The organism is Citrobacter sp. CtB7.12, assembly GCF_001297795.1.
In the GTDB taxonomy this organism is placed as follows: domain Bacteria; phylum Pseudomonadota; class Gammaproteobacteria; order Enterobacterales; family Enterobacteriaceae; genus Citrobacter_A; species Citrobacter_A amalonaticus.
On record NZ_LIFT01000004.1, the window covers coordinates 235019 to 254048 of the forward strand.

General features: G+C 55.1%; 17 protein-coding genes and 1 riboswitch. Of the genes, 6 read left to right on the plus strand and 11 right to left on the minus strand.

Features of this window, described 5'->3' with window-relative positions:
• Window positions 1-4: 4 nt before the first annotated feature.
• From araD to araB, 3 genes are all read right to left on the minus strand, one after another.
• The gene (gene araD, locus AOY24_RS07800) at window positions 5-700 is read right to left on the minus strand and encodes an L-ribulose-5-phosphate 4-epimerase (RefSeq protein ID WP_044255532.1); all 696 of its coding nucleotides are present in this window, start codon (window positions 698-700) and stop codon (window positions 5-7) included.
• A gap of 96 nt (window positions 701-796) precedes the next feature.
• Complete coding sequence (gene araA / locus AOY24_RS07805) at window positions 797-2299, minus strand: L-arabinose isomerase (protein ID WP_042997960.1); 1503 nt, start codon at window positions 2297-2299, stop codon at window positions 797-799.
• A 10-nt stretch (window positions 2300-2309) separates the two neighbouring features.
• Complete coding sequence (gene araB, locus AOY24_RS07810; protein ID WP_054176445.1) at window positions 2310-4019, minus strand: ribulokinase; 1710 nt, start codon at window positions 4017-4019, stop codon at window positions 2310-2312.
• 340 nt (window positions 4020-4359) lie between these two features.
• Here araB and araC point away from each other — a divergent pair, with 340 nt between their 5' ends.
• The 4 genes from araC to AOY24_RS07830 all read left to right on the plus strand — a co-directional run bounded on the left by araC (window position 4360) and on the right by AOY24_RS07830 (window position 7511).
• A complete protein-coding gene (gene araC / locus AOY24_RS07815) occupies window positions 4360-5205 on the plus strand; it encodes an arabinose operon transcriptional regulator AraC (RefSeq protein WP_044255526.1) in 846 nt (281 codons plus the stop codon).
• A gap of 97 nt (window positions 5206-5302) precedes the next feature.
• Window positions 5303-6154 carry a hypothetical protein gene (locus AOY24_RS07820; protein ID WP_054176446.1) on the plus strand — a complete coding sequence of 284 codons (852 nt, stop codon included), beginning with the start codon at window positions 5303-5305 and terminating at the stop codon, window positions 6152-6154.
• 2 nt (window positions 6155-6156) lie between these two features.
• Window positions 6157-6579 (plus strand): hypothetical protein, encoded by a 423-nt coding sequence (locus tag AOY24_RS07825; RefSeq protein ID WP_046401625.1) that lies wholly within the window; start codon window positions 6157-6159, stop codon window positions 6577-6579.
• Window positions 6580-6743: 164 nt separating this feature from the next.
• The gene (locus AOY24_RS07830; RefSeq protein WP_042997957.1) at window positions 6744-7511 is read left to right on the plus strand and encodes a DedA family protein; all 768 of its coding nucleotides are present in this window, start codon (window positions 6744-6746) and stop codon (window positions 7509-7511) included.
• Between the two features lie 40 nt (window positions 7512-7551).
• Here the strand turns inward: AOY24_RS07830 and thiQ are convergent, their stop codons facing one another.
• From thiQ to sgrR, 4 genes are all read right to left on the minus strand, one after another.
• Window positions 7552-8250, minus strand: a complete 699-nt coding sequence (gene thiQ / locus AOY24_RS07835) for a thiamine ABC transporter ATP-binding protein ThiQ (protein WP_044255522.1) — start codon at window positions 8248-8250, stop codon at window positions 7552-7554.
• The gene (gene thiP, locus AOY24_RS07840; RefSeq protein ID WP_042997955.1) at window positions 8234-9844 is read right to left on the minus strand and encodes a thiamine/thiamine pyrophosphate ABC transporter permease ThiP; all 1611 of its coding nucleotides are present in this window, start codon (window positions 9842-9844) and stop codon (window positions 8234-8236) included. The genes thiQ and thiP overlap by 17 nt, the downstream gene beginning before the upstream one ends.
• Window positions 9820-10803, minus strand: a complete 984-nt coding sequence (gene thiB / locus AOY24_RS07845) for a thiamine ABC transporter substrate binding subunit (RefSeq protein ID WP_042997954.1) — start codon at window positions 10801-10803, stop codon at window positions 9820-9822. Before thiB ends, thiP begins: the two co-directional genes overlap by 25 nt.
• A 32-nt stretch (window positions 10804-10835) precedes the next feature.
• Window positions 10836-11055, minus strand: a riboswitch (TPP riboswitch).
• 33 nt (window positions 11056-11088) lie between these two features.
• Window positions 11089-12744, minus strand: a complete 1656-nt coding sequence (gene sgrR / locus AOY24_RS07850) for an HTH-type transcriptional regulator SgrR (RefSeq protein ID WP_044255516.1) — start codon at window positions 12742-12744, stop codon at window positions 11089-11091.
• Window positions 12745-12839: 95 nt separating this feature from the next.
• Here sgrR and sgrT point away from each other — a divergent pair, with 95 nt between their 5' ends.
• Window positions 12840-12962 (plus strand): glucose uptake inhibitor SgrT, encoded by a 123-nt coding sequence (sgrT, locus tag AOY24_RS07855; protein ID WP_042323887.1) that lies wholly within the window; start codon window positions 12840-12842, stop codon window positions 12960-12962.
• 109 nt (window positions 12963-13071) lie between these two features.
• The gene (locus AOY24_RS07860; RefSeq protein ID WP_042997952.1) at window positions 13072-14250 is read left to right on the plus strand and encodes a sugar efflux transporter; all 1179 of its coding nucleotides are present in this window, start codon (window positions 13072-13074) and stop codon (window positions 14248-14250) included.
• An 88-nt stretch (window positions 14251-14338) separates the two neighbouring features.
• Here AOY24_RS07860 and leuD read toward each other — a convergent pair whose 3' ends face one another.
• From leuD to leuA, 4 genes are read right to left on the minus strand one after another with little or no spacing between them, the layout of a single operon-like run.
• Window positions 14339-14944, minus strand: a complete 606-nt coding sequence (gene leuD, locus AOY24_RS07865) for a 3-isopropylmalate dehydratase small subunit (protein WP_044255511.1) — start codon at window positions 14942-14944, stop codon at window positions 14339-14341.
• Between the two features lie 10 nt (window positions 14945-14954).
• On the minus strand, window positions 14955-16355 hold the full coding sequence (leuC, locus tag AOY24_RS07870; protein ID WP_042997950.1) for a 3-isopropylmalate dehydratase large subunit: 1401 nt from the start codon (window positions 16353-16355) through the stop codon (window positions 14955-14957).
• A gap of 2 nt (window positions 16356-16357) precedes the next feature.
• Complete coding sequence (gene leuB / locus AOY24_RS07875; RefSeq protein ID WP_054176447.1) at window positions 16358-17449, minus strand: 3-isopropylmalate dehydrogenase; 1092 nt, start codon at window positions 17447-17449, stop codon at window positions 16358-16360.
• On the minus strand, window positions 17449-19020 hold the full coding sequence (gene leuA / locus AOY24_RS07880; protein ID WP_044255506.1) for a 2-isopropylmalate synthase: 1572 nt from the start codon (window positions 19018-19020) through the stop codon (window positions 17449-17451). The genes leuB and leuA overlap by 1 nt, the downstream gene beginning before the upstream one ends.
• Between the last annotated feature and the right edge of the window lie 10 nt (window positions 19021-19030).

Below are 19030 nucleotides of genomic sequence, written 5' to 3' on the forward strand. Positions count from 1 at the left end.
GCTGCTACTGCCCGTAATAGGCTTTCGCTCCGTGCTTGCGCAGGTAATGCTTATCCAGCAACGTTTGCTGCATCTCGGGTAACTGTGGCGCGAGCTGGCGGCAGAAAATGCCCATGTAGGCAACCTCTTCTAAGACGATGGCGTTATGCACCGCGTCTTCGGCATTTTTCCCCCACGCAAAGGGACCGTGTGAATGCACCAGTACGCCTGGCATTTGCGCGGCGTCTATTCCATGCATCTTAAAGGTTTCGACGATCACCTTGCCGGTTTCCCATTCATACTCGCCGTTGATCTCGTGGCTGGTCATTTTGCGGGTGCAAGGGATGGGGCCGTAGAAATAGTCGGCATGCGTGGTGCCCGTTGCCGGAATGGACTGTCCGGCCTGCGCCCAGATGGTCGCGTGGCGCGAATGGGTATGCACAATACCACCAATGGTGGGAAAAGCCTGGTACAGCAGACGATGCGTCGGCGTATCGGACGAGGGCTTTTTCTGACCTTCAATCACTTCACCCGTCGCGATGCTGACAACCACCATATCGTCAGCGGTCATCACGCTGTAATCCACGCCGGAAGGTTTAATGACAAAGACGCCGTGGTCGCGATCGACGGCACTGACGTTCCCCCAGGTGAGCGTGACCAGGTTGTGCTTTGGCAGCGCCAGATTCGCTGCCAGTACCTGGCGTTTGAGATCTTCTAGCATGTTTTTCTCCCTGCCTGATGACGGTGTAAACGCGTTATCAGGCCTACACAGAGATGTAGGCCTGATTCAGCAAAGCGCCATCAGGCAACCATTTGCTTAACGTTTAAAGCCGTAATACATGTCGTTCCAGCGCAGCGCGTCCTTGAAGGCGGGCAGGCGGGTATCGTTATCAATCACGGTGATTTCGATATCGTGCATTTCGGCGAACTGACGCATGTCGTTGAGATCCAGCGCATGGCTGAAGACGGTATGGTGCGCGCCACCGGCCAGGATCCACGCTTCAGACGCGGTCGGCAGGTCCGGTTGGGCTTTCCACAGCGCGTTGGCGACCGGCAGTTTCGGTAGCGCATGCGGGGTTTTCACGGTGTCGATGCAGTTGACCAGCAGACGATAGCGATCGCCTAGGTCGATCAGGCTGGCCACGATCGCCGGACCGGTCTGCGTATTGAAGATCAGACGGGCAGGATCGTCTTTACCGCCAATGCCGAGATGCTGAACATCAAGGATCGGTTTTTCGTCCACCGCGATCGACGGACACACTTCCAGCATGTGGGAGCCGAGCACCAGATCGTTGCCTTTCTCGAAGTGATAGGTGTAATCCTCCATAAAGGAGGTGCCGCCCTGCAGACCGGTTGACATCACTTTCATGATGCGAAGCAGAGCGGCAGTTTTCCAGTCGCCTTCGCCAGCAAAGCCATAGCCCTGCTGCATCAGGCGTTGTACGGCCAGACCCGGAAGCTGTTTCAGACCGTGCAAATCTTCAAAGGTGGTCGTGAAGGCGTGGAAGCCGCCCTGCTCCAGAAAGCGCTTCATACCCAGTTCAATACGCGCCGCTTCCAGCACGTTCTGGCGTTTTTCACCGTGAACCTGAGTGGCGGCGGTCAGGGTGTAGCTATTTTCGTATTCGTCAATCAGGGCATTGATGTCGCCGTCGCTGATGGAATTCACCACCTGCACCAGATCGCCCACTGCCCAGGTGTTGACCGAGAAGCCGAACTTGATCTGCGCGGCGACTTTATCGCCATCGGTAACCGCCACTTCACGCATGTTGTCGCCAAAGCGGCACACTTTCAGATGACGGGTATCCTGTTTCGACACCGCATGACGCATCCAGGAACCGATACGGGCATGAGCCTGTTGATCCTGCCAGTGACCGGTGACTACCGCATGTTGCTGGCGCATGCGTGCGCCGATAAAGCCGAACTCACGACCGCCGTGCGCAGTCTGGTTGAGGTTCATAAAGTCCATGTCGATGCTGTCCCACGGAAGGGCCGCATTGAACTGGGTGTGGAATTGCAGCAGCGGTTTATTGAGGATAGTCAGGCCGTTGATCCACATTTTGGCTGGAGAGAAGGTATGCAGCCAGACCACCAGACCCGCACAACGATCGTCATAGTTCGCGTCACGGCAAATGGCGGTGATTTCATCCGGTGTGGTCCCCAGTGGTTTTAACACCAGCTTGCAGGGTAGTTTCGCTTCGGTATTCAGCGCTTTGACGACGTGCTCCGCGTGCTGAGTAACCTGACGCAGCGTCTCAGGGCCGTACAAATGCTGGCTGCCAATTACAAACCACACTTCATAGTTATCAAAAATAGTCATTGTCGTGTCCTTAGTGAGTCAGGGTTGCCTGGTCAGCCGGCGCAGTATTAACCGGGGTGGCAGTCGGAAGATAATGTTGCTCAGCGCTTACCGCCCACTGCTGGTAGCGGCGATAAAGCTGTTCGAAACGTTGTGCCTGGTCGGGGCGAGGTTGCAGCGTGTTTTCCACCGCGCTGGCCATTTTCTGCTGCGCCGCAGGAATATCGGCATGCACCCCGGCAGCCACGGCGGCGAAGATGGCTGCGCCCAGCGCACAGCACTGATCGGAGGCGACGATTTGTAGTGGACGGTTCAGGACATCGCAGCAGGCCTGCATAATGACCTTGTTTTTCCTGGCGATGCCGCCCAGCGCCATGACGTTGTTAACCGCAATACCTTGTTCGGTAAAGCATTCCATAATGGCTCTTGCGCCAAAGGCGGTTGCGGCTATCAGACCGCCGAACAGCGCCGGGGCATCCGTGGCCAGATTCAGATCGGTCACCACCCCTTTCAGACGTTGGTTTGCGTTCGGCGTGCGGCGGCCGTTAAACCAGTCAAGCACCACCGGCAGGTGATCCAGCGATGGGTTTTTCGCCCAGGCGTCGGTCAGCGCGGGCAGCAGTTGTTTTTGGCTGGCGCTGATCTGCGCTTTCAGTTCCGGATGCTGCGCGGCGAGTTGCTCCAGCGGCCAGCCGAGAATGCGACCAAACCACGCGTAGATATCGCCAAAGGCAGACTGTCCGGCCTCCAGACCGATAAAACAGGGGACCACACTGCCATCGACTTGCCCACAAATGCCTTTCACGGCGCGCTCGCCGACGCTCTGTTTGTCCGCAATCAGGATGTCGCAGGTGGAGGTTCCAATGACTTTCACCAGCGCATTGGGCTGTGCGCCCGCGCCGACGGCACCCATGTGGCAGTCGAACGCGCCGCCAGAGATGACGACGTTCTCCGGCAGACCAAGGCGCTGCGCCCACTCGGCGCACAGCGTACCAACTGGCAGATCGGCAGTGAACGTGTCGGTGAACAGGGGGTATTGCAAATGCTGGTTAATCAGCGGATCGAGCTCGTCGAAGAAACTGGCAGGCGGCAGACCGCCCCAGCTTTCATGCCATAATGATTTGTGCCCGGCGCTGCAACGACCCCGGCGGATATCCTGCGGGCGCGTAGTACCAGAAAGGAGGGCTGGCACCCAGTCGCACAGCTCAACCCACGAGACGGCAGCCTGGGCAACTGCGCGGTCTTCGCGGGTGACATGAAGGATCTTGGCCCAGAACCATTCGCTGGAGTAAATGCCGCCGATGTAACGGGAGTAATCGACGTTGCCCGGCGTATGGCACAGACGGGTAATGGCTTCGGCTTCTTCCACTGACGTGTGGTCTTTCCACAGGACGAACATCGCGTTTGGGTTTTCCGCGAACTCTTCCCGGAGTGCCAGCACGTTGCCATCGGCGTCAATCGGCGCTGGCGTTGAGCCCGTACTGTCGACGCCAATCCCAACGACCTCGGCACGTTGCGCCACGCTGAGTTCCGCCAATACGCTTTTCAGTGCGGCTTCCATCGACTCCATGTAGTCGCGGGGGTGATGGCGGAACCGGTTGTTCGGGGCGTCACAAAAACGTCCTTCCTGCCAGCGCGGGTACCACTCAACGCTGGTGGCGATTTCTTCGCCGGTGGCGCATTCCACAGCCAGCGCGCGCACAGAATCACTGCCAAAATCGAGGCCAATTGCAATTGCCATCCTCTTGCTCCATCCAGAAATACGGGTATGGAGAAACAGTAGTGAGTGGGGATAAAAACCGTCAGGTAGGATCCGCTAATCTTATGGATTAAAATGCTATGGCATCGCAAAGTGTGACGCCGTGCAAATAATCAATGTGGACATTTCTGCTCTGGTTATAGACACTTTTGTTACCCGTTTTTGTGGCAGTCATCGTACTGAGTCGTGACATAATGCTTTTCACAAGCGGGGTTGATGGGGCCGCCCGTGATGGTGCGGCAACAAGGCAGGACGCAAACCATACTGTCCTGCGTAATATGGACAATTTGTTTCCTCACTGAACCTCGGGAGTCGTGAAATTATGGCTGAACCGCAAAATGACCCTCTCCTGCCAGGGTACTCGTTTAACGCGCATCTGGTCGCCGGTTTAACGCCGATAGACGCCAACGGATATCTGGATTTTTTTATCGACAGGCCGTTGGGGATGAAAGGCTATATCCTTAACCTCACGATTCGGGGGGAAGGGGTGATTAAAAATCAGGGACGGGAGTTTGTCTGCCGACCCGGTGACATTTTGTTGTTCCCGCCGGGTGAAATTCATCACTACGGACGCCATCCGGATGCCAGCGAGTGGTATCACCAGTGGGTTTACTTTCGTCCCCGCGCCTACTGGCAGGAGTGGCTCACCTGGCCGTCCATTTTTGCGCAGACCGGTTTTTTCCGTCCGGACGAAGCGCATCAGCCGCACTTTAATGAGCTATTCGGCCAAATTATCCACGCCGGACAGGGGGAAGGGCGCTACTCTGAACTGCTGGCGATCAACCTGCTGGAGCAGTTACTGCTGAGGCGCATGGAGGCGATCAACGCTTCGCTGCATCCGCCGATGGATAACCGCGTGCGCGATGCCTGTCAGTACATCAGCGATCATCTGGCGGACAGCCACTTCGATATTGCCAGCGTTGCTCAGCATGTCTGCCTGTCGCCATCGCGCCTGTCGCACCTGTTCCGTCAACAGTTGGGTATCAGCGTGTTGAGCTGGCGTGAGGATCAGCGGATCAGCCAGGCGAAGCTGCTGCTCAGTACAACACGCATGCCGATTGCTACCGTTGGACGCAATGTCGGGTTCGACGACCAGCTCTATTTCTCCCGCGTCTTTAAAAAATGTACTGGCGCCAGTCCGAGCGAGTTCCGTGCCGGTTGTGAATAATATATTTCGTGTATCGTTCGCTATAAAAAATAAGAACATTGTATTTGTTCTGTAAAACTTCATCTGCTATAAAAATTTTCATATAAGGAAGTATCAGATGAGTAAGCGTATGGATATTACTGATGGTATGTTTGCCACAACAAAAAATAATGGGCTTGTTTATACTGAGGAATTGGGATGGATTGATTTAGGTCATGCGCAAGGGAATGATGCCAGAGTGTTAAAGAGAAAACTGGAACAAGAAAATTTTGCTAAATACTATGAAAAATTCAATGACTGGTACTTCCCAGTAAATTATTACCAGGAAATGGAAGTAAGGAGAAGATTATTTGGTGTTGACCTGAATTTTCATACTGGTGTACATACGCAGGTTATGGTTCGCTCATGCCTTTCTCCTGCCCTTAAGGCAAAGGTTGCCTTAACCATTATGTATGGAACTGCAAAAAGATTTGAAGCATGGCAAGACTCAATTCTCTTCAACTGGTATACCGATAGTGGTTTTAGCGTTGAGGACTTACTTTCTGATTTAGTTGGTTTTTATCGTGTTTTTGGCACTGGTCCAGATCCACTTTGGCTGGCGAACCCCGTATCCTATGAAACAGCCATACAAATATGGGATGCTCATGATCCGATAGGTACTTTTAAGAATAAAGAGTTTTCGCCCAAACTATTTTCGACGATATCACCATTTAAATATGGTGAACCTATCAAAAAACTTCTTCCAGAATGGTTAAGTTATATAAAACCTCTGGATGGTTCATTTCCCGGTGTATTATATAATCAGTTTCATAATAGTCCTGTCAATGGTTTTTTTAAGAACAAAGACAGGATAAACCATGAGCTTTATGGTTCAGTGTCAGTATCTGATACGACAAATTATGCTGACTCTCCCTTTGAACGTCCACTTTTTTTTCTTCTTCACTCTCACTCACCACAGAGGCAATGGTGAACATGAAAAAATGGATTTTACTATTATTGTCATTGCTTCTGTTCCCTTTTATCGTCTTCTTTGGTTGTTTTGCTCTGATGTCAGGGGATCATCATTACAGACGTGATGACATTATTTCTTACTGGTTATATACCCCTGATATTCTGAAAAAGGTACCACAACTATCAAAAGAAGTTGAATATGAACATTATTATGACCTGGATGATCAACATACCTATGTTGTCATAAAGTGGAGCAATATTAATGATATTATTGCTAAAAAAACATGTTTATTAGATTTTTTGCAGCAATTAAGTCCTTCTGTGAAATATAATTGTTTGTGGGTGTATCACGATCAGCGTGATTACGCTGATAACTACCAACGGTATTGTGTACACCAAAAAAGGGATGCCCTTGAACTGGAATACTACGAAACAGTGAGATGACTCAAATGCCTGGCCTTACAGCATGCCGTCGTGCGGTTGTGAAGAAAAAGTGAATGATGTGCCCGTGAAGATGTCATAACCTGTAACTATTCAGATGATTGGTCGCTTGACGTCGCAGGGATGGGTTTGCAGAATCCCTGTTTCGTAAAACTGACGGACGCATTATGCAAGCATTGCTGGAACACTTTATTCTCCAGTCCGCCATGTACGCTTTGATTGCTGTGGCGCTGGTGGCCTTCCTGGAATCGCTGGCGCTGGTGGGGTTGATTTTACCGGGAACGGTATTGATGGCCGGGCTGGGCGCCCTGATAGGCAGCGGGGAACTCAACTTCTGGCATGCATGGCTGGCGGGAATTATCGGCTGTCTGCTTGGCGACTGGATCTCGTTCTGGCTGGGCTGGCGCTTCAAAAAACCGCTGCACCGCTGGTCGTTCATGAAAAAGAACAAAGCGCTGCTCGATAAAACCGAGCACGCACTGCATCAGCACAGTATGTTCACGATTCTGGTGGGACGCTTTGTTGGTCCAACGCGCCCGCTGGTGCCGATGGTCGCCGGAATGCTCGATCTGCCGGTGGCGAAATTCATCACGCCCAACATTATTGGCTGCCTGCTCTGGCCGCCATTTTATTTTCTGCCGGGGATTCTGGCTGGTGCGGCAATTGATATTCCGGCGGGTATGCAAAGTGGCGAGTTTAAGTGGCTGCTGCTGGCGACAGCCATCCTGCTGTGGTTCGGTGGCTGGCTGTGCTGGCGCCTGTGGCGTAGTGGAAAAGCCGCGACGGACCGCTTAACGCATTACCTGCCAAAAAGACGTCTGCTCTGGCTGGCGCCGATCGTGCTGGGGATGGGGATTGTTGCGCTGGTGACGTTGCTTCGCCACCCGCTGATGCCGATGTATCTCGATATTCTGCAAAAAGTGGTGGGCTACTGATATTCCTGCAGGATAAGCGTAAGCGCCATCCGGCAATCCATTATTTTTTAATCCCCAACAGCGCTGAGGCGCTGGCTTTACCGCTCAGCAACTCATCCGTTTCGCCCTGCCACGCGATGCGACCGTCGGCCACGACCACTGAGCGCGGGGCGATGCGCGCCGCATCTTCGACACTGTGCGACACCATCAGTAGCGTCAGTTGCCGGGCATGGCAGATATCGCTTACCAGGGTCAGCATCTCCTGACGTAGCGCGGGATCGAGGGCTGAAAAGGGCTCGTCAAGCAGCAGGATCGGCTGTTCGCGCACCAGACAGCGCGCCAGTGCCACACGCTGGCGTTGACCGCCGGAAAGCTCTCCGGGCAGGCGGGCCATCAGCGTCTCGATCCCCATTTGTTGCGCGATATGCAGGCGCTTCTCTTTCTGTTCGGCGCTTAATTTCAGTCCTGGATCCAACCCCAGACCGATGTTTTGCTCAACGTTTAGATGGCTGAACAGATTGTTCTCCTGAAACAACATCGAAACCGGGCGACGTGATGGCGGCGTGGTGGTGTGGTCTTCCCCTTCGATCAACAGGGTGCCGCGGGCAGGCGTGAGAAAACCGGCAATCAGACTCAGTAACGTACTTTTCCCTGCGCCGCTTGGCCCCAGAATCGCCACCTGTTCACCGCGCGCCACAGACAGCGTAAAGCGCATGGGCAAATGGTGGTAGAGCCAGGTGATATCAGTCAGTCTTAACATTTCGCCCCGGTAACGTCTCAATAACGGTAAATAAAATAAAGCACAGGATCAGCAATAAGAGCGCAGTGACGGCACCGTCCTGACTGCGGTAAGAGCCAATTTGCTGATACAGATAAAACGGCAGGGTGCGGAAATCATCGTTGCCGAACAGCGCCACCACGCCAAAATCGCCGATAGACAGCACACAGGCAAAGGCCAGCGCCTGCGCCAGCGGACGCTTCAATGCCCGCAGTTCTACCACTTTTAGCCGCTGCCAGCCTTCAATCCCCAGCGACTGACACAGCATGGTGTAGCGGGCGGTAATATCGCGCATCGGGTTTTCCAGCACTTTCAACGCGTAGGGAATGGCCATCAGCGCATTGGTGAAAATCACGATGCCGTCAGCGGACTCCGGCAGGCCGATGCTGTTATTGAGCAACAGGAAGAAGCCGGTGGCCAGCACAATGCCTGGCATCGCCAGAATAAGCATCCCGCTTAGCTCAAGCGCTTGTCCTGCCAACAACTGCTGACGGGCGCGCAGTTCGCGGCTGCTCCACAGCAGCATCATCGTCAGGATCACGCACAGCAGACCCGCTGCCAGCGCAATACGCAGCGAAGTCCACACCGCCTGCCACAAAATGGGCTGCGCGAGCACGTCCAGCAGATGGCGATTCACCCCGTCGACCATCACCGCCAATAACGGTGGAAGCAACAGCAGCAGCGCGAGGACGATCAGCAGGGCATCGGTTAAACGGCTGTGCAGCCGATCGTCCGGATCGCGCCATCCCTGAACCAGGGTTGTGCCGGGAGCAATAGCTTTACTCAATCGTTGACTGAGGAGCACCAGCGCCAGACAGCACACCATCTGGATCAGCGCCAGCATGGCGGCACGGGCAGGATCGTAGTCGAAATTCAGCGCCTGATAAATCGCCAGCTCAATGGTGGTCGCCTGCGGCCCGCCGCCCAGCGACAGCACGGTGGCGAAACTGGCAAAACAGAGCATAAAAATCAGCGCAGCGACCGGTGGGATTTGGCGACGCAGCCATGGCCACTCGACAAAGCGGAAGAACTGCCAGCCGCGGATACCCAGTTGGGCGGCAAGCTGACGCTGCTCGCCAGGGATATTCTCCAGTGATTGCAACAACAGACGGCTTGCCATCGGCAGATTAAAAAAGATGTGAGCCAGCAGGATGCCCTGCAACCCGTAAGGCGAGAAGGTCCACTCCAGTCCAAGCACGTGCCAGAGCGAAGCCAGCCACCCCTGGCGTCCATAGACGCTGAGAATACCAAACACCGCAACCAGCACCGGGAGGATCAGCGTCATGGCGCACAGGCGCAGCAGGGCCAGACGCCCCGGAAAACGGCGTCGGTACAGTGCACGGGCAAGGAAGATGGCTGGAACAACAGAAAGCACCGCCGACAGGAAGGCCTGCCAGAAGGAAAAACGCACCACGTGCCACAGGTAGCTGTCCTGCCACAGCGAGGACCACGCCGCCTGCGGCGCGTTGAACCACAATGCCAGAAATGCGGCCAGCGCCACCGTCACCATCAACGTGGCGGCACAAAGGCCAGGGATCAGCCAGCCGGCAATTAACGGCTGACGGCGCGTTGCCATTCGCTAATCCATGCCTGGCGTTGTGCCGCCACTTCCGCTGACGTGAATTCCAGGGTCGTTGCGGGTTTAGTTAGTTGTTCGAACCCGGCAGGCAGGGTGACATTTGCCACCGGATACATCCAGTTGCCGGTCGGGATAGCATTCTGGAACGCGGGTGACACCATGAATTTGAGGAACTTTTCTGCCAGCTCAGGCTGCTTACTGGCTGCAGTACGCGCGGCGACCTCCACCTGCAGGTAATGGCCTTCGCTAAAGTTGGCCGCCACGTAGTTCTCTTTTTTCTCTTCGATGATGTGATACGCCGGAGAGGTGGTGTAGCTCAGCACCAGATCGCTTTCACCTTTCAGGAACAGGCCATAAGCTTCGCTCCAGCCTTTGGTGACAGTGACGGTTTTGGCCGCCAGCTTCTGCCACGCCTGCGGTGTTTTATCGCCATACACTTTCTGCATCCACAGCATCAGCCCAAGTCCTGGCGTACTGGTGCGCGGATCCTGATAAATCACCCGCCATTTCTGATCGCTCTCGACCAGCTCCTTCAGGCTTTTCGGTGGGTTTTTCAGTTTGTTTTTGTCATATACGAAAGCGAAGTAGCCGTAATCAAACGGGACGAAGGTGTCATTCTTCCAGCCGCCTGGGACATTGACCGCCTCGCTGGCGACACCGCTTTTCGCGAACAATTGGGTTTGCGTCGCCGCTTCCAGCAGGTTGTTATCCAGTCCCAGCACCACGTCGGCCTTGCTGTTTTTCCCTTCCATTCGCAGGCGATTAAGTAACGACACGCCATCTTCCAGCGCCACCAGCTTCAGTTCACAGTTGCAGTCGGCTTCAAAGGCTTTTTTCACCGCCGGGCCAGGGCCCCAGTCTGCGGCGAACGAGTCGTAGGTGTAGACGGTGAGAACCGGTTTTGCGAAGGCAGGCGCTGCGCACAGGAGTAAAAGGGGAAGACATTTTTTCAACACTTTGCACCTCAAAAGATGGGTGGCAAAGGATTTTGAGCAGTAGCCTCAAATCCCTTCGCCGGCGTTATCCGGATCAGGTTCGACGGGTATTATCTCAGCCCATACGCTTCATCATTCAAGCAGCCTCTGTGTTGGCTGCGTCCGCTCACCCCAGTCACATAGTGTTCTATGCTCCTTGGGATTCACTCGCTTGCCGCCTTGCTGCAGCTTGAATGATTTTGTGTATGTTTATTAGCACCCCGTTGAGAACGGCGTTAGTGTAGTGATTTTGCCGCGTTGCGGCAATCATGGATCCGGCGGCGCAAACCACGCGGATTTAAAGTCGAACCAGCCGAGGGTGTTCATGCGCAGGCCGCGCATACTGCGCTGGCCCTGAATAATCAGCCAGTGGTGGATCAGCGGGACAATGGCTTTGCTGGCAAGCAATTGCTGACACCACATGGCCAGATTCATTTCGCCGGTGCGCCAGCGCGCGGCGTCGGCTTCCCAGTCCAGCGGAATGCAGTGCTGTAACAGCGGGACTTCACACAGATGCGCGAACAAAGAGAAGTCGAGCGGCAGGGTGAAGTTGGCGCTGTTAAGCCAGATGTCGCTTTCAATTTCCCCGGCATGCCATTGATCGTAGTCGATCTCCTGAATCTCTAGCTTCACCTGATGTTCAGCCAGAAGCTGACTCATGATCTGTGCAATCACCTGATGTTCGATGTGTTCGTGATAATAGGTCAGCGTGAGCGTCTCCAGCCCGGCAGGTTTCTCGCCGTGACCCGGTCGCGCGTGATGCCAGCGGGGCAGTAAGCCATAGGCCGGGAACCAGTGACGTTGATACTGTTCATCGGCATAGTAAAGCAGGTTACTTGGTGACAGTACGCGACTGACCCACTCCCGAACCTCCTGATTGGCGCCGCGATGGGTGCGGGCGTCGAACAACAGATAATAGCATCCCTCTTCCAGGCGGCTTTCGATAGCCTTCTCATCTTCCGTGGGACCTTTCAGCGTCAGGCCGCCGTTTGGCTCGTCGCCTATATCCGGCAGAACCCAGACGTTCACTTCATCAATCAGGGCCCGATAACCGAAGAAATCATCAAATGCATGAATTTTCAGCTGATTACGAGTATTCCGTATCACCGCGTATGGGCCGGTGCCAATCGGATGGCTGGAAAAATTGCTCAGGGTTTCCCATTCGCGCGGCAGGATCATCGCCGGGACCTGGCCCAGCAGCCACGGCAGCCAGCGATCGGGTTGCGAAAGATGAATGTCCAGCGTCCAGGGCGTGGGTGAAACGATCTCGCTGATGTGCGAATAGAGCGGTAAGACGTTAATGCGTGTCAGTGACGACACCACATCGTCCATTTCCAGTTCACGACCGTGGTGAAAATGGATCCCCGGACGCAGGAAAAAGCGCCAGTGCAGGGGGGAGATTTGCTGCCAGTGGTGGGCTATGTCGGCTTCCAGTTCCCCATTTTCCTCATTTACGCGGGTCAGGGCGCTGAAGATTTGGCGGGCAATGTGGGTTTCTGAGCGACGCAGTGCGCTGCCGGGCAGCAGATTTTGCATGGGACGATAGTAAAGTACGCGCAGGATGTGACGGCCCTGACGGAAGCTGCGGCCCAGATGGGAAACCAGCATCTGCCGCACGGCCGTTTTGTCGCCGACCAGTTGCACCAGTTGATCGATGCGATCCTGCTCCAGCAGATCTTCCGCGCGCTGTTGCTGGAGCGCCAGTCCGGTATACAGGAAGGTTAAGCGTGAACGTTTTCCGCGTCCCACTTCCGCCTCCCACGTCAGCCAGCCGCGCTCCTGCATGGTATTGAGCAGCGTGCGCATATGACGGCGCGAGCAGCTCAGCAGATCCGCCAGTTCGTTGAGCGTGGTGTCCTGTGTTTTGCCGTCGCAGCATTGCCACAAGCGGATGAACTGTTGTTGCAGACGGCCAGAAGACATAAAAGGGGAACTCCTGCGGAAAACTCAGCAATTTTATTATCCCTATATTAGGCCAATAATACATTCCGATGAAGCACTATGACGGGGTCATCTATATGCGCCAGTTTTATCAGAAGTACTTTGCCGCGACAGAAGGGTTGTCCTGGTTGGCTTGCCTGAGCGCGCCGCAGCGCTTAAAGATGCTGGAAGAACTGATGCAGTGGGAGGTGACAGCCTGACCCTGGAGTAGCAGACATCATGTGTGACTGAGTATTGGTGTTAATCACCGCGCCAGCAGGTATTATCTGCTGGCTTTTTTCGTTTCGGCTGCGCTGACTAAGGAAAGATATGCTCTGGTTAATGACGATGGGACGACGTCTCAACGGTGTTTACGCGGCGTTTATGCTCGTCGCATTTATGATGGGCGTGGCGGGGGCGCTACAGGCGCCGACGCTGAGCCTGTTTCTCAGTCGCGAGGTCGGGGCGCAGCCGTTCTGGGTGGGGCTGTTTTACACCGTTAACGCCATCGCCGGGATTGGCGTAAGTCTTGCGCTGGCAAAACGCTCGGACAGCCAGGGAGACCGGCGCAAGCTGATTCTGTTTTGTTGCCTGATGGCCATCGGTAATGCGCTGCTGTTTGCCTTTAATCGCCACTACCTGACGCTGATCACCTGCGGCGTACTGCTGGCGTCGCTGGCAAATACCGCGATGCCGCAATTGTTCGCGCTGGCGCGGGAATATGCCGACAGCTCGGCGCGAGAAGTGGTGATGTTCAGCTCTGTGATGCGTGCGCAGCTTTCACTGGCGTGGGTGATTGGTCCGCCGATGGCCTTTATGCTGGCGCTGAATTACGGTTTTACCGTGATGTTTTCGATTGCCGCCGCGATTTTTGCGCTCAGTTTCATCCTGATTGCCTTTATGCTGCCGTCTGTCGCCCGCGTTGAACAACCGGCGGATGCGCCGGTGATCCAGACTGGTGGCTGGCAGGATAAAAACGTACGCATGTTGTTTATCGCTTCCACGCTGATGTGGACCTGCAACACCATGTATATCATCGATATGCCGCTATGGATTAGCGCGGAGCTTGGACTGCCGGATAAGCTTGCCGGGATCCTGATGGGCACCGCCGCAGGACTGGAAATTCCGATCATGATCCTTGCCGGCTTTTACGTAAAACGCTTCGGTAAGCGCCGGATGATGCTTATTGCCGTCACCGCGGGCGTGCTGTTTTATCTCGGGCTGATTTTCTTCCACAGCCATCAGGCGCTGCTGATATTGCAACTGTTTAATGCGGCGTTTATCGGGATCATTGCCGGTATTGGCATGCTCTGGTTTCAGGATCTGATGCCGGGCAGGGCCGGATCGGCGACGACGCTATTTACCAACAGTATTTCGACCGGCGTAATTCTGGCGGGGGTGATCCAGGGCGCGGTTGCTCAGAGCTATGGTCACTTCGCGGTATACTGGGTAATTGCGGCGATTTCGTTGGTTACGCTGGTGATGACCGGGCGGGTGAAAGACGTTTGAATTATGATTGACGGATGGCGGCTAACGCCTTATCCGACCTACAGAAATCCGTAGGCCGGATAAGCGCAGTGCTTCCGGCATGGCGGGCTTAGCGCATAAACGCCGGTTGTTTCTCTTCGTAGGCGGCGATCGCGTCTTCGTGTTGCAGCGTCAACCCGATGCTGTCCAGACCGTTCAGCATGCAGTGGCGGCGGAAGGCGTCGATGTTAAAGTGATACGTTTTCTCGCCTGCTTTCACGACCTGCGCTTCCAGATCCACTTCGAAGTGAATACCCGGATTCGCCTGTACCAGCGTAAACAACTCGTCGACTTCTTCATCACTTAACTTCACGGGCAGCAGTTGGTTGTTAAAGCTGTTGCCGTAGAAGATGTCCGCGAAGCTCGGCGCAATCACCACTTTGAAGCCGTAGTCCGTCAACGCCCACGGCGCGTGCTCACGAGAAGAGCCGCAGCCGAAGTTTTCACGCGCCAGCAGAATCGAGGCGCCCTGGTATTCAGGGAAGTTCAGGACGAACTCCGGATTCGGCTGCTGACCTTTTTCATCCAGAAAACGCCAGTCATTGAACAGGTGCGCGCCAAAACCGGTGCGGGTAACCTTCTGCAAAAACTGCTTAGGAATGATGGCGTCAGTATCGACGTTGGCGGCATCCAGCGGGACAACCAGGCCGTTATGTTGGGTAAATTTCTCTGCCATGGGAGTCTCCTTATTTGATGCTGCGAATGTCGGCAAAATGACCGGTAACGGCGGCAGCCGCGGCCATCGCCGGGCTGACCAGATGGGTACGCCCACCGCGGCCCTGACGCCCTTCAAAGTTACGGTTGCTGGTTGACGCGCAGCGTTCGCCCGGATTCAGGCGATCGTTATTCATCGCCAGACACATGGAGCACCCCGGCAGACGCCATTCGAATCCGGCTTCGATAAAGATCTTATCTAACCCTTCCGCTTCTGCCTGTGCTTTGACCGGACCGGATCCTGGAACCACCAGCGCCTGGACGCCCGGCGCGACTTTACGACCTTTGGCGACCTCTGCGGCGGCGCGCAAATCTTCAATACGCGAGTTAGTGCACGAGCCGATGAACACTTTATCGATCGCCACTTCCGTTAACGGTACACCCGGTTTCAGGCCCATATAGGCCAGCGCTTTTTCAGCACTGGCGCGCTCAACCGGATCGGTAAACGACGCCGGATCGGGAATGTTGTCCGTCACGGAGATCACCTGGCCCGGATTGGTTCCCCAGGTCACCTGAGGAGCAATCTCTTCAGCTTGTAAGGTGACAACCGTATCAAAGCGTGCGTCGGCGTCGGTTTGCAACGTTTTCCAGTACGCGACTGCGTCATCAAAATCTTTACCTTTCGGCGCGTGCAGACGACCTTTGACGTAGTTAAAGGTGGTTTCATCCGGGGCGACTAATCCGGCTTTGGCACCCATTTCAATCGCCATGTTGCACAGGGTCATGCGGCCTTCCATGCTCAGGGCTCGGATGGCATCGCCACAAAACTCAACGACATGACCGGTACCGCCGGCGCTACCGGTTTTACCGATAATCGCCAGTACGATGTCTTTGGCGGTGATTCCCGGCGCTGCGGTGCCTTTGACTTCAATCTTCATGGTTTTGGCGCGGCCCTGCTTCAGGGTCTGGGTAGCCAGCACGTGCTCGACTTCGGAGGTGCCGATACCGAACGCCAGCGCGCCAAAGGCGCCGTGGGTCGCGGTATGCGAGTCGCCGCAGACGATGGTCATTCCCGGCAAGGTGACGCCTTGTTCGGGCCCCATCACGTGAACGATGCCCTGATACGGGTGGTTCAGATCGTACAGCTCAACGCCAAATTCGTTACAGTTCTTAATCAGTTCCTGCATCTGGATACGCGCCATCTCGCCGGACGCATTGATATCTTTGGTCTGCGTGGAGACGTTGTGATCCATCGTGGCAAAGGTTTTACCCGGCTGGCGAACCGGGCGACCATGCGCACGCAGGCCGTCGAACGCCTGCGGAGAGGTCACTTCATGCACCAGATGTCGGTCGATATACAGCAGCGGGGTTTCGTTTTGCGCTTCATAGACGACGTGCGCATCAAACAATTTTTCGTATAACGTTTTAGCCATGATTACACCCCTTGTGCGACATAACGAGCAATGATGTCGCCCATCTCATCGGTACCGACGGCAGCCGCGCCACGGGCTAAATCACCGGTGCGGATACCTTCTTCTAATGCGCGGTTAACCGCACGTTCAATGGCGGATGCCGCGTCATCGGCATCCAGGCTGTAGCGCAGCAGCAGCGCCAGCGACAAAATTTGCGCAATCGGGTTAGCAATATTCTTGCCGGCAATATCTGGTGCGGAGCCGCCCGCCGGTTCATACAAACCAAAACCCTGCTCGTTCAGACTGGCGGAGGGCAACATCCCCATCGAGCCGGTGATCATCGCGCATTCATCAGACAGAATGTCGCCAAACAGGTTGGAGCACAGCAGCACGTCAAACTGGGACGGGTCTTTAATCAACTGCATAGTGGCGTTGTCGATGTACATGTGCGCCAGCTCAACGTCCGGATATTCTTTGGCAATTTCATTGACGATTTCGCGCCACAAAATAGACGTTTGCAGAACGTTAGCTTTGTCGATGGAGGTCACTTTACGGCGGCGTTTACGCGCAGATTCAAACGCAATGCGCGCGATACGTTCAATTTCAAAGCGGTGATAGACCTCGGTATCGAACGCTTTTTCATGCTGGCCGCTGCCTTCGCGACCTTTTGGCTGACCGAAGTAGATCCCGCCGGTCAGTTCACGGACGCACAAAATGTCGAAGCCATTCGCGGCGATGTCGGCGCGCAGAGGGCAGAAAGCTTCCAGTCCCTGATACAGTTTTGCCGGACGCAGGTTGCTGAACAGTTTGAAGTGCTTGCGCAGCGGCAGCAGCGCGCCGCGTTCCGGCTGGCTGTCCGCCGGCAGATGTTCCCATTTCGGGCCGCCGACGGAGCCAAACAGAACGGCGTCGGCCTGTTCGCAGCCTTCCACCGTCGCCTTCGGCAGCGGTTGACCGTGGTTGTCGATCGCCGCGCCGCCGACATCATAATGGCTGGTGGTAATGCGCATCTCAAAACGATGGCGAATAGCGTCCAGGACTTTCAGGGCTTGCGTCATCACTTCCGGACCAATACCGTCGCCCGGCAAAACAGCAATATGGTAGTTCTTCGACATCACACGGTTTCCTTGTTGTTCTCGTTGTTCTGAGCTTTACGTTGCAACTCTTTTTCGACTTCTGCCGCACGCCAGATGTTGTTCAGCACGTGCACCATCGCTTTCGCGGAAGATTCAACAATGTCTGTCGCCAGACCGACGCCGTGGAAACGACGCCCGTTATAGTTGGCGACGATATCGACCTGACCCAGTGCGTCTTTGCCATGCCCTTTGGCGGACAGGCTATATTTCACCAGTTCAATGTCGTAATCGGTAATGCGGTTGATCGCCTGGTAAATGGCATCGACCGGGCCGTTACCGTTAGCCGCTTCGGCTTTCACGTCACTGCCGCAGGCCAGCTTGACGGAGGCAGTGGCGATATCGTTAGAGCCCGACTGGACGCTGAAATAATCCAGGCGGAAGTGCTCTGGCTCTTCCTGTTGCTTGCCAATAAACGCCAGCGCTTCCAGATCGTAATCAAACACCTGACCTTTCTTGTCGGCCAGCTTCAGGAAGGCGTCGTACAGATTGTCCAGGCTGTATTCACTCTCTTTATAACCCATCTCATCCATACGGTGTTTTACCGCTGCGCGCCCGGAACGGGAGGTCAGATTCAACTGCACCTGATTCAGACCGATGGATTCCGGCGTCATGATTTCGTAGTTTTCACGGTTCTTCAGCACGCCGTCCTGGTGGATCCCTGAGGAGTGGGCAAACGCACCGCTGCCGACAATCGCTTTGTTCGCCGGGATCGGCATGTTGCAGATCTGGCTGACCAACTGACTGGTACGCCAGATCTCCTGATGGTTAATGCGAGTGTTGACGTTCAGGATGTCCTGGCGAACTTTAATCGCCATGATCACCTCTTCCAGCGAACAGTTACCGGCACGCTCGCCAATGCCGTTCATCGCGCCTTCTACCTGACGTGCGCCAGCGTGAACCGCAGCCAGCGCGTTGCCGACGCCCAGACCTAAGTCGTCATGGGTGTGGACGGAAATGATCGCTTTATCGATGTTTGGTACGCGCTCATACAGACCGGAGATAATGCCCGCAAACTCGAAGGGCATGGTGTAACCGACGGTGTCCGGAATGTTGATGGTTTTAGCGCCAGCATTAATGGCGGCTTCCACAACGCGGGCCAGATCGGCGATCGGCGTACGGCCAGCATCTTCACAAGAGAATTCAACATCGTCGGTGTAATTACGTGCGCGTTTCACCATATAGACCGCGCGCTCAATCACCTCGTCCAGCGTGCTGCGCAGTTTAGTAGCGATATGCATCGGTGAGGTGGCGATAAAGGTATGAATACGGAAGGCTTCAGCAACCTTCAGCGACTCAGCCGCGACGTCGATATCTTTTTCCACACAGCGGGCTAATGCGCAAACCCGGCTGTTCTTGACCTGACGAGCGATAGTTTGTACGGATTCGAAGTCGCCGGGAGAGGAGACCGGAAAGCCGACTTCCATCACGTCAACACCCATACGCTCAAGGGCCAGCGCAATCTGCAGCTTCTCTTTCACACTCAGGCTTGCCTGTAACGCCTGTTCACCGTCGCGTAAAGTGGTATCGAAAATAATGACTTGCTGGCTCATGTTTTAGGTC

Bases quoted from the DNA above. Each gene is read 5' to 3' on its own strand.
- araD (WP_044255532.1), bottom strand. From the start codon at position 700: ATGCTAGAAGATCTCAAACGCCAGGTACTGGCAGCGAATCTGGCGCTG.
- araA (WP_042997960.1), bottom strand. From the start codon at position 2,299: ATGACTATTTTTGATAACTATGAAGTGTGGTTTGTAATTGGCAGCCAG.
- araB (WP_054176445.1), bottom strand. From the start codon at position 4,019: ATGGCAATTGCAATTGGCCTCGATTTTGGCAGTGATTCTGTGCGCGCG.
- araC (WP_044255526.1), top strand. From the start codon at position 4,360: ATGGCTGAACCGCAAAATGACCCTCTCCTGCCAGGGTACTCGTTTAAC.
- AOY24_RS07820 (WP_054176446.1), top strand. From the start codon at position 5,303: ATGAGTAAGCGTATGGATATTACTGATGGTATGTTTGCCACAACAAAA.
- AOY24_RS07825 (WP_046401625.1), top strand. From the start codon at position 6,157: ATGAAAAAATGGATTTTACTATTATTGTCATTGCTTCTGTTCCCTTTT.
- AOY24_RS07830 (WP_042997957.1), top strand. From the start codon at position 6,744: ATGCAAGCATTGCTGGAACACTTTATTCTCCAGTCCGCCATGTACGCT.
- thiQ (WP_044255522.1), bottom strand. From the start codon at position 8,250: ATGTTAAGACTGACTGATATCACCTGGCTCTACCACCATTTGCCCATG.
- thiP (WP_042997955.1), bottom strand. From the start codon at position 9,844: ATGGCAACGCGCCGTCAGCCGTTAATTGCCGGCTGGCTGATCCCTGGC.
- sgrR (WP_044255516.1), bottom strand. From the start codon at position 12,744: ATGTCTTCTGGCCGTCTGCAACAACAGTTCATCCGCTTGTGGCAATGC.
- sgrT (WP_042323887.1), top strand. From the start codon at position 12,840: ATGCGCCAGTTTTATCAGAAGTACTTTGCCGCGACAGAAGGGTTGTCC.
- AOY24_RS07860 (WP_042997952.1), top strand. From the start codon at position 13,072: ATGCTCTGGTTAATGACGATGGGACGACGTCTCAACGGTGTTTACGCG.
- leuD (WP_044255511.1), bottom strand. From the start codon at position 14,944: ATGGCAGAGAAATTTACCCAACATAACGGCCTGGTTGTCCCGCTGGAT.
- leuC (WP_042997950.1), bottom strand. From the start codon at position 16,355: ATGGCTAAAACGTTATACGAAAAATTGTTTGATGCGCACGTCGTCTAT.
- leuB (WP_054176447.1), bottom strand. From the start codon at position 17,449: ATGTCGAAGAACTACCATATTGCTGTTTTGCCGGGCGACGGTATTGGT.
- leuA (WP_044255506.1), bottom strand. From the start codon at position 19,020: ATGAGCCAGCAAGTCATTATTTTCGATACCACTTTACGCGACGGTGAA.